This window comes from Nocardioides scoriae, assembly GCF_900104965.1.
In the GTDB taxonomy this organism is placed as follows: Bacteria; Actinomycetota; Actinomycetes; order Propionibacteriales; family Nocardioidaceae; genus Marmoricola; species Marmoricola scoriae.
Window position 1 is genome coordinate 1117704 of sequence record NZ_LT629757.1, and the last position, 12776, is coordinate 1130479.

At 73.9% G+C, this 12776-nt stretch carries 13 protein-coding genes; 9 read left to right on the top strand and 4 right to left on the bottom strand.

Features of this window, described 5'->3' with window-relative positions; genetic code table 11:
* Positions 1-8 precede the first annotated feature (8 nt).
* The 4 genes from BLU55_RS05375 (at position 9) to BLU55_RS05390 (ending at position 4094) form a co-directional block, all read left to right on the top strand.
* Positions 9-1481, top strand: a complete 1473-nt coding sequence (locus BLU55_RS05375) for an MFS transporter (RefSeq protein WP_091726962.1) — start codon at positions 9-11, stop codon at positions 1479-1481.
* 32 nt (positions 1482-1513) lie between these two features.
* Positions 1514-2074 (top strand): universal stress protein, encoded by a 561-nt coding sequence (locus tag BLU55_RS05380; protein WP_091726965.1) that lies wholly within the window; start codon positions 1514-1516, stop codon positions 2072-2074.
* A gap of 36 nt (positions 2075-2110) precedes the next feature.
* Entirely contained in the window at positions 2111-3328 is a 1218-nt protein-coding gene (locus tag BLU55_RS05385; RefSeq protein ID WP_091726967.1) for an FAD-binding domain-containing protein, read from the top strand.
* A gap of 184 nt (positions 3329-3512) precedes the next feature.
* Positions 3513-4094, top strand: a complete 582-nt coding sequence (locus BLU55_RS05390; RefSeq protein ID WP_091726970.1) for a CBS domain-containing protein — start codon at positions 3513-3515, stop codon at positions 4092-4094.
* Here the strand turns inward: BLU55_RS05390 and BLU55_RS05395 are convergent.
* Positions 4069-4926, bottom strand: coding sequence for a GNAT family N-acetyltransferase (locus tag BLU55_RS05395; protein WP_091726972.1), 858 nt, complete (start codon positions 4924-4926; stop codon positions 4069-4071). The genes BLU55_RS05390 and BLU55_RS05395 overlap by 26 nt on opposite strands.
* A 264-nt stretch (positions 4927-5190) precedes the next feature.
* Between BLU55_RS05395 and BLU55_RS05400 the strand changes: the two genes are divergently transcribed.
* Genes BLU55_RS05400 through BLU55_RS05410 form a run of 3 tightly spaced genes read left to right on the top strand, consistent with a single transcriptional unit; the run spans position 5191 to position 7180 of the window.
* Positions 5191-5445 (top strand): hypothetical protein, encoded by a 255-nt coding sequence (locus BLU55_RS05400; RefSeq protein WP_157682743.1) that lies wholly within the window; start codon positions 5191-5193, stop codon positions 5443-5445.
* Positions 5445-6821: a DUF4331 domain-containing protein gene (locus tag BLU55_RS05405; protein ID WP_091726978.1), complete on the top strand. Its 1377-nt coding sequence runs from the start codon at positions 5445-5447 to the stop codon at positions 6819-6821. Before BLU55_RS05400 ends, BLU55_RS05405 begins: the two co-directional genes overlap by 1 nt.
* Positions 6818-7180: a hypothetical protein gene (locus BLU55_RS05410; protein ID WP_091726981.1), complete on the top strand. Its 363-nt coding sequence runs from the start codon at positions 6818-6820 to the stop codon at positions 7178-7180. Before BLU55_RS05405 ends, BLU55_RS05410 begins: the two co-directional genes overlap by 4 nt.
* A gap of 94 nt (positions 7181-7274) precedes the next feature.
* Here BLU55_RS05410 and BLU55_RS05415 read toward each other — a convergent pair whose 3' ends face one another.
* Positions 7275-7643, bottom strand: a complete 369-nt coding sequence (locus BLU55_RS05415; RefSeq protein ID WP_091726985.1) for a hypothetical protein — start codon at positions 7641-7643, stop codon at positions 7275-7277.
* A gap of 205 nt (positions 7644-7848) precedes the next feature.
* Here BLU55_RS05415 and BLU55_RS05420 point away from each other — a divergent pair, with 205 nt between their 5' ends.
* Both BLU55_RS05420 and BLU55_RS05425 read left to right on the top strand, forming a co-directional pair.
* Positions 7849-9330 carry a glycosyltransferase family 39 protein gene (locus BLU55_RS05420; RefSeq protein ID WP_172833871.1) on the top strand — a complete coding sequence of 494 codons (1482 nt, stop codon included), beginning with the start codon at positions 7849-7851 and terminating at the stop codon, positions 9328-9330.
* 62 nt (positions 9331-9392) lie between these two features.
* Positions 9393-10067 carry a class I SAM-dependent methyltransferase gene (locus BLU55_RS05425; RefSeq protein ID WP_197681106.1) on the top strand — a complete coding sequence of 225 codons (675 nt, stop codon included), beginning with the start codon at positions 9393-9395 and terminating at the stop codon, positions 10065-10067.
* A gap of 12 nt (positions 10068-10079) precedes the next feature.
* Here the strand turns inward: BLU55_RS05425 and BLU55_RS05430 are convergent, their stop codons facing one another.
* Positions 10080-11588 (bottom strand): aldehyde dehydrogenase, encoded by a 1509-nt coding sequence (locus BLU55_RS05430; protein WP_231917059.1) that lies wholly within the window; start codon positions 11586-11588, stop codon positions 10080-10082.
* A gap of 155 nt (positions 11589-11743) precedes the next feature.
* Entirely contained in the window at positions 11744-12718 is a 975-nt protein-coding gene (locus BLU55_RS05435; protein ID WP_197681107.1) for an AraC family transcriptional regulator, read from the bottom strand.
* Between the last annotated feature and the right edge of the window lie 58 nt (positions 12719-12776).

Here is a 12776-nt window from a genome sequence, read left to right on the forward strand (position 1 = left end):
GAGGCCGCATGTCCAGCTCCACGACCGCGCACGAACGACCGATCAAGAGCCTGATCCCGGCGCGGATGCACGACATGCCGTGGTCGCGCTTCCACTGGATGGTGATCTTCGGTCTCGGCACGGCGTGGATCCTCGACGGTCTCGAGGTCCAGATCGTCGCGGCCGGCGGCTTCGAGAAGTCGCTGAGCATGAGCGCCGCCCAGGTCGGGCTCGCCGGCACGATCTACCTGCTCGGCGAGGTCGCCGGAGCGCTGCTGTTCGGGCGGCTCACCGACACCCTGGGCCGCAAGAAGATGTTCACCCTGACCCTCATGGTCTACCTCGTGGGGGCGGCGCTGGCCGGCCTGGCGCCGACCATGGAGCTGTTCCTGGTCTGCCGGTTCATCTCCGGCATGGGCATCGGCGGCGAGTACTCCGCCGTCAACTCCGCGATCGACGAGCTCATCCCCGGCAAGCACCGCGGCCGCGTGGACCTCGCCATCAACGGCACCTACTGGTTCGGCGCGGCGCTGGGCGCGGTGGCCAGCTCGATCCTGCTCGACACCGACCGCTTCGCCGAGGACATCGGCTGGCGGATCGCGTTCTTCATCGGCCCCGTGCTCGGTCTCGGCATCATCTTCCTGCGCCGCCACATCCCCGAGAGCCCTCGCTGGATGCTGACCCACGGCCGCGCCGACGAGGCCGAGACGGTCGTCGAGGGCATCGAGCAGTCGATCCGCGACCAGGGCCAGGAGCTGCCGCACCACGACGAGTCCGAGGCCCGCTGGATCAAGGCCGGCACGGGCCTGACGGGCAAGCAGCTGGCGTACGTCTTCTTCAAGCTCTACCCCACCAGGACCGTCCTCGGACTGGCGCTGATGATCACCCAGAGCTTCCTCTACAACGCCATCTTCTTCACCTACGCCCTGGTGCTGAAGAACTTCTACGGCCTCAGCTCCTCGCAGGCCGCGCTGTTCTTCTTCCCCTTCGCCATCGGCAACCTGCTCGGCCCGCTGCTGCTCGGCCCGCTGTTCGACACCGTGGGGCGCCGCAAGATGATCGGCGGCTGCTACGCCACCAGCGGCGTGGTGCTTGCCATCTCGGCCTTCCTGTTCAAGGCCGACGCCCTCACCGCGGGCACCCACACCGCCTTCTGGTGCGTGGCGTTCTTCTTCGCCTCCGCCGGCGCCTCGGCGGGCTACCTCACCGTCTCCGAGGTCTTCCCCCAGGAGGTCCGCGGCCAGGCGATCTCCTACTTCTTCTCCGTCGCCCAGGTCGTGGGCGCGCTCGGCCCGGTGCTGTACGGCGCCCTCATCGGCGACGGCACCGACCGCGACCCGATGTTCTGGGGCTACCTCCTGGCCACCGGCGTGATGCTGCTCGGCGCCCTCGTGGCGGCGGTCTGGGGCGTGGACGCGGAGGGCAAGTCGCTGGAGGAGATCGCGCCGCCGCTGACCGAGTTCGACGAGGAAGGCAACCAGAAGACCCTGCTCCCGGTCTGACCGCGAGCACCCACGAGAGGCCGAGGACCGCCATGACCGAGCCAGACCAGACCCCGCCGTACACCGTCGTCGTGGGGGTGAGCGGGACCTCCAAGTCCCCCACCGCCCTGCAGTGGGCCCGCGCCCAGGCCGAGTCCCACGGCGGACGGCTCGTGGCCGTGCGGGTCTACCGCGTGCCCAACGTGCCGGCCGGCCCGTCGGGCACGTCCTCCCGGGTCCCGCCCGACCCCGCCGACCTGCACGCCGAGCAGGTGGTGCAGCTGCAGCGCGACGTGGCCGAGGTGCTGGGCGAGGACCACGGGGTGGAGCTGCGCGTGGTCCGCGGCAACAAGCGCCGCGGCCTCATCGACGAGGCCCGCGGCGCCGACCTGCTGGTCATCGACGCGCCCCGGACGCCGTCGATGTCACCGCTGCTCGCCCACCGCATCGTCTACGCCGCCCCCTGCCCCGTCGTGGTGATGCCCCCGTCGATCTCGGGTGCTCCCCCGTCGCCGCTCTCGCGCTCGGCCCAGGCCGTCGGTCGCGCCGCGCTGCGCTCGGCCGCCACGAGCGGGCGCGCCGGCTTCCGGCCGCCGCCGAGCCCGCTCGACTGAGGCAACGGCTCGGGTGCCGCCTGGCAGGGTGGGCCCGTGCCCTCCCTGCCCCCGCTGCCCCCCGTCGACGACACGGAGGCGGTCGTCGCCTGGGTGGCGACCCACCTGGGCGAGCTCGCCCTGGAGGGCCCCGACGGGATCCGCCCCGGTGGCCACCGCGGCGGGCAGGCGGCCGCCGACACCGCGCTCGCCACCCTCGACGTCGCGGGCTACGCCCGGTCCCGCTCGACGGTGCTGCCGGAGGGGCGACGGGGCGCGAGCCGGCTCTCGCCGTACGTCCGCCACGGGCTGCTCGGCCTCCCCGAGGTCTGGGACGCGGTGGCCGACGCCCCGGCCAACGACAAGCGGCGGTTCCGCGACGAGCTGATGTGGCAGGAGTTCGCCCGCCACCTCTACGCCCGCACCGGCGCGGCGACAGCCGAGCCGCTGCGCTTCGACCCGCCGCACCCCGCGGCCCCGGCGGAGTGGGACGAGCAGATGGCGTGCACCTCCTGGCTGCGCGACGAGCTCGAGGGCGAGGGATGGCTGGTCAACCAGACCCGGATGTGGTGGGCCTCCCACTGGACGGTCCGGCACGGCCGCGACTGGCGCGAGGGCGAGGACGACTTCTTCCGCCACCTGCTCGACGGCTCGCGCGCCGCCAACCGGCTCGGCTGGCAGTGGACGGTCGGCACGGGCACCGGCAAGCCCTACGGCTTCAGCCGCTGGCAGGTCGAGAAGCGGGCCCCCCAGCTGTGCCGCTCGTGCCCGCTGCGCGAGGCCTGCCCGATCCAGGACTGGCCCGACGCGGAGCGGGGTCCGGCCGTCGCGGGCACGCCGACCGCCTCGACGACCGGGCCCGGCGCCGGGCCGGACGTGGTGGTGCGCGAGGGCGAGCCGGCCGCGGTCTGGCTGACCGCCGAGTCGCTGGGAGACGGCGACCCCGCCCTGGCCGCGCACCCCGACCTGCCCGTCGTCTTCGTGTACGACGAGCCGCTGCTCCGCGCGCTGCGGCTGTCCGGCAAGCGGCTGGTCTTCCTGGCCGAGTGCCTCGCCGACCTGGCCGAGCGGCGCGAGGTCGACGTGCGTCTCGGGCGGGTGCCCGACGAGCTGGGCGAGACCCCCGTGGCCGCGACGTACGCCCCGGTGCCGGGGTTCGCCCGCCGCTCCGCCGCCGTCACGCTGGCCGAGCTCCACCCCTGGCCGTGGCTCGCCCGCCCGGCCCAGCAGCGACTGACCTCCTTCAGCGCCTGGCGCAAGGGCGTCCGCCGCTGAGCCCCTCGGGTCGTGGGTGCCACCGGGCGCCCGAGCGCCCGCTGGGCCTCACGACCCGGGAACCGCTACGGCACCCTCGCCGCGCCGGTCGAGGACTCCCGGCTTGTCCCGGACGCCGCCGCGGGGGACGGTGGTCACCCGCCCCCTGCCCGCACCGGAGGACCACGTGCTCGTACGAGACGCCATGACGCCCGACCCGGTGTCCGTCACCCCGACGACCTCGGCCAGGGACGCCACGGCCGCGCTCTCGCGGCACCGGATCTCGGCCCTCCCCGTCGTCGACGGGGGAACCGTGGTGGGCGTGGTGAGCGAGGCGGACCTGCTGCGCGACGCCTTCCCGCCCGACCGCCGGGCCCACCTGCGTCCTCCCCCGGAGCGCTCGGGGCCCACCGGGACCACCGTCGGCGAGGTGATGACGTCACCGGCGGTCACGGCGCACGCCGCCACCGATGTCGCGGACGTCGTGCGCACCATGGCGACGGGAGGCTTCAAGAGCCTCCCGGTCGTCGACGACCACGGCGCGCTCGTGGGCGTCGTCAGCCGCAGCGACCTGGTGCGCTTCCGCGACCGGGGCGACGAGGAGGTCCGCGACGAGGTCGTGTCACTGCTGCGAGACCTGCTCCACCCCGAGTGGCGGGCGGAGGTCGCCGACGGCGTCGTCACCGTCGTGGGTCCCACGACCCCCGACGACGTCGCCCTCGCCGAGGCCAGCGTGGCGAGCGTCCCGGGGGTCGTGCGGGTCACCACGCGCCCCTCGACGCGCTGACCCGGCGCTCGAGCAGCACGGTGTCGCGCCAGGTGCCGTCGAGGCGGGCGATCCGCTCCCGCACGGCCAGCGAGCGGTAGCCGGCGGACCGGTGCAGGGCCAGGCTGGCGTGGTTCTCCGGGAAGATCGCGGTCTGCAGCGTCCAGGCGCCGGCGCGCTCGGCTTCGGTCACCTGGGTGTGGAGCAGCGCACGGCCCACGCCGCGGCCCCGGGCCGATGCGGCCACGTAGACCGAGGTCTCCCCGACACCGGCGTAGCAGGCACGACCGGAGACCGGCGTCACCGCCGTCCAGCCGACCACGGCGCCGTCGACCTCGGCGACCCACGCCAGGCCGGGCCGCCACCTCGCCTGGAGCTCCTCCGCGCTCGGCACGACGGTCTCGAAGGTCGCCTGGCGCGTGGCGATCCCCTCCTCGTAGACGGCCAGCACGTGGGGCATGTCGGCGGCACGGACGGTGCGGGTGGCGACGTCGGCAGGCAGGTCCTCGAGCCGGTACGCCGGCACGGCCGCCGTCCCGAGGACCAGGTCGAGGGCGACGGGCAACTGGGTCCGGCCCGTCGGGTCGACCCGGGCCGTGCCGGTGGCGTCGGAGCCCTCGACCAGGACCAGCCCGGCCCCGCGCAGCAGCCCGACCTGACGCGCGCACTCGGAGCCGTCGAGCCCCACCGCGGCCGCCAGGTCCTCGACCGGTGTCCCGCTCGCCGAGGACGCCAGCGCGTGCAGCAACCGGACCCGGACGGGATCGGCCAGCAGCGCGAAGCGCTCGGCCTCCCGGGCCGCCTGGACCGCCGTCAGGACGGGGCGCGTGCGCCCGGACACAGGTCGCGACATGTCCCAGACGCTACTGCTCCCCCACCGCGACGAGAGGAGACCCACGGAGCTCTCGACCCGCGACCAGCTCGCCGGCGCGGTCACTCGATCCAGCAGGGCGAGGCCGTGGCCGGCGGCCCGCGAGCACGCACCGTGGCAGCCGTCCCGGCCGCCGCTCGTCTGGAACCGATCTGATCTGGCTCCGAGCCCATCCGGTCCCACCCCCGCTCCGAACCCCTCTGTGGCGTGCCTCACACCGGGGTGCCCATGTCGGAGGTGGAGCTCATGAGCGAGACAGGCAGAAGGAAGTTCCTGGCGGTGGCCGGAGCCGGGACGGCAGCGGGGGTGATCGGCCTGACCGCCGGTCCCGCGGCGGCCCGGACGACCAGGCGTCACGACGGCAGCGCCACCGAGAGCGTGGTGGCCTACGTGGAGGACCCCACCTCGGACGAGGTGGTCCTGATGGTGGGCGACGACGAGGTCGTGGTCCACGACCTCGACCTGGTCAACCGCCTCCTCAACGCGGCCGGGGGTCAGTGATGTCGAGCCACCGCGAAGCCCCGGAGATCTCGAAGGACCCCGTCGCCGACGGCACGGACGTCTACGCGTTCCGCAGTCCCGACAAGCCGGACACGGTCACCCTGATCGCCAACTTCATCCCGCTGCAGCAGCCGGACGGGGGCCCGAACTTCTACGAGTTCGGCGAGGACGTCGTCTACGACATCCACATCTCCAACGGCGGCCGGGCCAGGACCGACATCCGCTACCGCTTCGACTTCCGCACCGTGGTGCGCAACAAGAAGACGTTCCTCTACAACACCGGTCCGATCAACGACATCGACGACGCCACCTGGAACCGCCCGCAGTTCTACAAGGTGACCCGCACCGAGGGCCGCAGCAGCCGGGTCATCGGCAGCAACCTGTCGACCCCGCCGGTCAACGTCGGGCCGCGCTCGACGCCCGACTACGCCAAGCTGGCCGGCCAGGCGGTGCACCGGCTCGGGTCGCGGACCGTCTTCGCCGGGCAGCGGGCCGACGCCTTCCACGTCGACCTGGGCAGCATCTTCGACCTGGGGGCGCTGCGGCCCTTCAACGAGGCGCACGTCATCTCGATGCCGAACATGAACGGCGTCAACTCGGTGCAGTCCTACAACGTGCACACGATCGCGATCCAGGTGCCGATCTCGGACCTGAGCCGCAAGAACAACCGGCCCACCGACCCGCTGCGCACCGACTCGGTGATCGGCGTCTGGGCCACGGCCAGCCGGCGCCGCGGGCGGGTCTTCGACCGCAAGCAGGGCCGCTTCGTCAACCGCGGCCCCTGGGTCCAGGTCTCCCGCCTGGGCAACCCGCTGTTCAACGAGGTGCTGGTGCCGATGGCGGAGAAGGACGAGTGGAACGTCCGGCCGCCCGAGGACGACCGTGCCTACGCCAAGTACGTCAACAAGCCCGAGCTGCAGGGCCTGCTCCCGGCGCTGTACCCCTCGGTCTTCCCGAGGCTGGCGGCGTACAAGAAGACGCGCGCCGACCTCAACGCCATCCTGCTGACCGGCATCCCCAAGGGCGTGGTCCCCGGCTTCGCCAACTACACGGGTCCGGTGCAGGCGGACATGCTGCGCCTCAACCTGGCGATCCCGCCGTCGCAGGACCCGAAGGACGGCGGCCTCGTCGCAGGTGACGCGGCCGGCTTCCCCAACGGTCGACGCATCAGCGACGACGTGGTGGCGATCGAGCTCAAGGCGATCGCCGGGGCCACCATCCCGCTGGTCGACCCGTCGTACACCCCGGACGACGCGGCGGCGGCGCTCACCGACGGCACGAGCAACACCAACTCGCCGCTGCTCGACCACTTCCCCTACCTGGGGCTGCCCGGTGGTGGCTACCAGACGGTGCCGGGGACGGCGGCGGCGTCGTGAGCGCGGCCACGGTCGAGAACCCGTACGCCGGCCAGGGGGCGGTGCTGCTCGACATCGGCGGTGACGTCGGTGCCGTGGTCGTCGAGGTGCCCGACGAGATGGAGGGCGTCGAGGTCGAGATCCGACCGGCCGGGGCGCCCGGCGGCGGGCACCACCACGCGCACGACCACGGGACCCACACGCACCACCCCCACGTGGCGGTGGTGCGCCGTCCGGTGGCCGACGGCCTGGTCGCCTCGCTGGTGTTCGGCGAGGTGGTCGAGGGGTCCTACGTGCTCGTCGTCAAGGACACCGACGACGTGCAGCTGCGGGTCGAGGTCCGCGGGGGTGAGGTCACCCAGACCAGCTGGCCCCGCTGAGGGGTCCGTGGACCGATGACGGAGGGCGCCGACCGGGAGGCCGGCGCCCTTCGGCGTGTCGGACGGGGGGCGGCGCCCGGCGCGAGGCCCAGCCTTACGCTGTACGTCGACGCGCGTCGACCTCCCGGTCGTCGAGCTCGCCCAGCGTCGCGTCCACGTCGTGGGTCGCGACCGGCACCTCGCCGCGCAGGGTGATGACCGTCCCGACCTGCGGCGCGATCAGGAGCGTGCGCGCTCCCGCTGCCGCAGCAGCCCTGCGCGGCCCGTTCAGCTCGTCGTCGTCGACGCCGCGACCGGCGACCACGAACCCCACCGCGCGGCCCGCCAGGTAGCCGGACGTGGCAGCGGTCGCCCGCGGCGTGACGTGCGGGGGCGTCAGCGGTCCCCAGGCCGCGCCGTCCCAGTAGCGGTGCTGCAGGTGGTGGTCCGTGACGCGGTACCACCCTGCGGGACGGATGCCCATGACGTGCCTCTCCGGGCAGAGTCGACCGAGCGCCGTGGTCACCAGCCTGGAGGAGACCCCAGGCTACCCGCTGGGGTGCCCGCACACACCACCGCCGCGACGACGCGTGGACCCAGGTGGCCGCCCGCTGGGGCGGCAGGGCATCCTCGTGGGGCGACGCCGTGCCCGGACGGCGCACCGCACCCGTGAGCGGCGAGGGGGAGACGTGACGACCACGGAGCTGGGTCGCGACGTCGGCGGGCGCCGCGAGGTGCGACCCGTCGCCTGGCGGAGCATCCTGCTCCCGACCGTCGTGGTGGCGCTGGCGCTGACGCTGTCGAGCGGCGCCTACGGCTACCACCGCGACGAGCTCTACTTCCGGATGCTCCCCGCGCGCTGGGGGTACGTCGACCAGCCGCCCCTGACGCCGTTCATCGCCCGGACCATGGCCGGCCTGGTCGACCAGGTGTGGGCGATGCACCTGCCCGCGACGCTGCTGATGGCCGGCTCGGTCGTGGTGATGGCCCTGCTCGCCCGCGAGCTCGGCGGCGACCGGTCGGCGCAGACGCTCTGCGCCTGGGCGTACGGCACCGCGCTGCTGCCCCTGGAGTTCTCCCGGGTGCTGCTCACCGCGACCGTCGACCTGGTCCTGTGGCCGCTGATCGTGCTGCTGGTGGTCCGCGCCGTGGTGCGCGAGGAGCCCCGCTGGTGGCTGCTGGCGGGCCTGGTCGTCGGCCTGAGCACCTACAACAAGCTGCTGGTGGCCGTGCTCGTCGTGGGCGTGGTCGCCGGCATCGCCCTGGTCGGGCCCCGCCGCCTGCTGCGCTCGCCGTGGCCGTGGGGCGCGGGTCTGGTCGCCCTGGTGGTCGGCGCGCCCAACCTCGTCTACCAGGCGACCCACGACTGGCCCCAGCTGACGATGGGCCAGGCCCTGGCCGACGCCAACGGCACCGAGGTCCGCCTGGTCACGCTGCCGCTGCTGCTGGTGATGCTGGGCCTGCCGCTGGTCCCGGTGTGGGGCGCCGGCCTGGTCGCCCTGTGGCGCGGCTCGATCCACCCGGAGCTCCGGTTCCTGGCCGCCGCGCTGCCCGTGGTGGTGGCGCTGACCCTGCTCGGCGGCAGCCAGCCCTACTACCCCCTCGGGCTGCTCAGCGTGGTGCTCGCCGCCGGCTGCGTCGTGGTCGCCCGACAGCGGTGGGTGGTGCCCGCGGTGGTGGCCAACGCGACCGTCTCGGTGCTGGTCGCGCTGCCCGTGGTGCCCCTCGCGTGGTTGTCGGCCACCCCGATCACCACCTTCAACCAGGTCGGCCAGGACCAGATCGGGTGGCCCGCCCACGTGGCCCGGGTGGCCGAGGTCCGCGACGCCCTCCCCCCGGCCCAGCGCCGGCGCAGCGTCGTGGTCGCGGACAACTACGGCGAGGCCGGCGCCCTCGCGCGCTACGGCCCCGACCACGGCATCACGCAGGTCTACAGCGCCCACAACGAGCTCTACTACCTGGGCCGACCGCCGGAGTCGGCCACCGTCGCCGTCGTCGTCGGCACCTCCCCGTCCCGGCTGCGCGGCTGGTTCGCCAGTTGCCGGATCGTGGCCCAGCTCGACAACGGCCTGGGCATCGGCAACCAGGAGCAGGACCAGCCGATCACGGTCTGCCGCAACCCGCTGGGGGGCTGGGCGACCGTCTGGCCCCAGATGCAGCACCACGCCTGACCCGACCACTCCCGCGCGACGGCCCGACCAATCCGCCGGGCCGGCGGGACCGAACCACTGCCGTGCAGCACACGTCGACCACCGCTCCCGCCCGCGCTCGGACGCTGTCCGCGGCCCAGGCCATGGACGCGGCGTACTCCGGGGCCGACTGCCGCCTCGTCCTCGACGACGGCCGCACCACCCCGGTCCAGGCCGCCCGGTGGGCGGAGACCGCGTCGCTCTCCGACGTCGAGCTGCTCGTCGACTCCTGCGCCGGCCCCACCCTCGACATCGGGTGCGGCCCCGGCCGCCTGAGCGCTGCCGTCGCGGCCCGCGCCCACCACGTGCTGGGCATCGACATCTCCCCCGTCGCCGTGCGCCAGACCCGCGCCCGCGGCGCCGCGGCGGCCGTCCACGACGTCTTCGACGACCTCCCGCGCCGGGGCCGGTGGCAGCACCTGCTCCTCGCGGACGGCAACATCGGCATCGGCGGCTCGCCCACGCGGCTGCTGCGGCGGGCGCGCCAGCTGCTCTCCCCCGACGGAACCGTCGTGGTCGAGGTGACCGCGGACGACGGCGTGCGCGTCCACCGCGGCGTGCGCCTGCGGCTCGGCCAGCGCGAGACCGCCCCCTTCAGCTGGGCCACGGTCGGCACCCGCGCGATGCCCGACCTGGCCGCAGCGACCGGCTTCGACCTGCTGCGCATCTCCGAGGCCGCCGGTCGCCACGTCGCGGTGCTGCGCCCCCGCGCCGCGTAGGCCCGTCGCCGCTCAACCGAGCTTGAACGGGTCCCGGGTGCCGCCGGTGAGCTCGACGAAGACCGACTTGTGCTCGAGGTACTCGTCGACCGCCTGCGAGCCGTTCTCCCGACCGATGCCCGAGAGGCCGTAGCCGCCGAAGGGCATGTTGGGCGCGACCACGCGGTAGGCGTTGACCCACACCGTGCCGGCCTTGATCGCCGCGGCCACCCGGTGGGCGCGGTGGACGTCCTTGGTCCACACCGCGCCCGCCAGCCCGTACGGCGTGTCGTTGGCCAGGCGGACGGCCTCCTCCTCGTCGGTGAAGGTGTACGCCGTGAGGACCGGCCCGAAGACCTCCTCGCGCGCGATCGTGGCGTCGGGCTCGGCCACGACGACCGTGGGCCGCACGAACAGCCCACCGAGCTCCTCGTTGGGGCCACCGCCGGCGGCGATCGTCCAGCCCTCGTCGCGGGCGCCCTGGAGGTAGCCGAGCACCTTCTCGTACTGCGGCTGGTTGGCGACCGGACCCATCTCGGTCTCCGCCTCGGTCGGGTCCCCCTGGGTGATGGCATCGGCCCGGGCCGCGACCTTGGCGACCAGCTCGTCCTTGACGCTCTCGTGCACGATCAACCGGGAGCCGGCCATGCAGGTCTGTCCGGTCGCCGCGAAGACGCCGGCGACCAGCCCGTTGGCGGCGGCGTCGAGGTCGGCGTCGGCGAAGACGACCTGCGGGGACTTGCCGCCGAGCTCCAGGGTGACCTTGTTGATGTTGGCGACGGCCGCCTGGGCGACCTTGGCCCCGGTGGCCGTGCTGCCGGTGAACGCCACCTTGTCCACGCCCGTGTGGGAGGCCAGCGCCTCGCCGGTGGAGCGGTCCCAGCCCGTGACGACGTTGAGCACCCCGGCCGGCAGCCCGGCCTCGTGGAGCACCTCGGCGAAGGCGACCGTCGAGGCGGGCGCGTGCTCCGACGGCTTGACCACGCAGGTGCAGCCGGCGGCCAGGAGCGGCGCGAGCTTGAAGGTGAGCAGCAGCAGCGGCGAGTTCCACGGCGTGATCGCGCCGACCACGCCGACGGGCTCGCGCAGCGTGTAGCCGAAGTAGGTGCTCTGGGAGATGGCCGGCACCGTGCGGCCCTCGATCTTGTCGGCCAGGCCGGAGAAGTAGGAGTACCAGACCCCCAGGCCCTGGAGCTGGCCGCGCATCTCGCGCATCAGCTTGCCGGAGTCGCGCACCTCCAGCAGGGCGAGCCGCTCGGCGTTGTCGGTGATGGCCGTGGCGATGTCACGCAGGACCGCGGCGCGGCCGAACCCCGACATCTGGCCCCACTCCCCCTCGAACGCCGCCCGGCTCGAGGCCACCGCGCGGTCGACGTCCTCGGGCCCGCCGTCGGCCACGGTCGCCCAGGTCCGTCCCGTGAAGGGGTTGGTGGACTCGAACGTGCGGCCCGACGCGGCCGCGACCTGTCGGCCGTCGATGAAGAGTCCGAAGGACTCCAGCGCGCCGTTCTGCGTGGCGGTGTCGGAGACGGTCTCGGTCACGGGAGCTCCTGGGTGGGGGGACGACTGGGGTCCCGACGCTACGAGCGACCTCCGCCCGGGGCTATCCGCTCACCGCGCTCCGACGTCCGCTGGCGGCACCGGGCGGCACCGGGCGGCACCGGGCGGGCTGCCGCTCGGCGGGCCCGCTCCGGTCCCTAGGCGTGCAGGGTCGCGCTCGGCAGCTCGCCGAACTGCTCGCGGTACTGCTGGGCGAAGCGCGACTGGTGGAAGAACCCCCAGCTCAGCGCGACGTCGGTGACCCGGGTGCTGCGCGGGTCGGCGCGCAGCAGGTCGGCCCGCACCTTGGCCAGGCGCACCCGGCGCACGTACGCCATCGGCGACTCCCCCAGCTCCTCCTGGAACGCCGCGTGCAGCGACCGGACGCTGACGCACGCCACTCGAGCGAGCACCTCCGGCGTGAGCTCCTCGTGGGCGTGCTCGTCGACGTGGCGCAGCACCAGTGCCACCCGTCCCAGGCGCGTGGTGTCCTCGCGCCCGGCGATGGCGTCGGAGTACTGGTGTCGCCCGGCCGTGAGCAGGTTGGTCAGGACGTAGGCCTCGAGCTGGGCCCGCGCCAGCGGCCGGTCGCGCACGCCGTCGGCGCGCTCGAGCTCGGTGGCCAGGAAGCGGACCGAGCGCAGCAGCGCCTGTCCCGAGCTGCTGGCGAGGTCGAGGCCGAAGTCGAAGTCGACCACCTCGGTCACCGGCCGGCCGATCAGCTCGGCCAGGTGCGTCTCCAGGCTGCTCCGCGAGACCTTGAGGATCAGCTGCTCGGCGTCCGGCGACCACCGCACGGTGTTCGCCTGGTGGGGGTTGAGCACCAGCCCGCGCGCCCCGGCCGGGGTCACCTCCGTGCGGCCGTCGCTGCGCGAGGCCCAGGTGGCGCCGGTCAGCTGCAGGTTGACGTGGTACCACTGCTCGGCCGGCGGCATCCGCAGCTCGGTCTCGGCCTGGTAGGTGAGGTAGCCGAGCGTGAGGTAGCGGTCGCTCGTCGCGTTCAGCCGCATGTCCATCGCGTCCTGCGGCCCGACGAGCTCGTGCGGCAGGTAGACCCGGGTCACCGCGTCACGGGCCTCCTCGAGGCTCTGCGTGGCGATGACGGCGTCGCCCGCCAGGAACTCTCTGCGCACTTCGTCCTCCCGCGACGCGGTTCGGTGACAGCGGTCACACTAGCCACGCCCCCAAGAC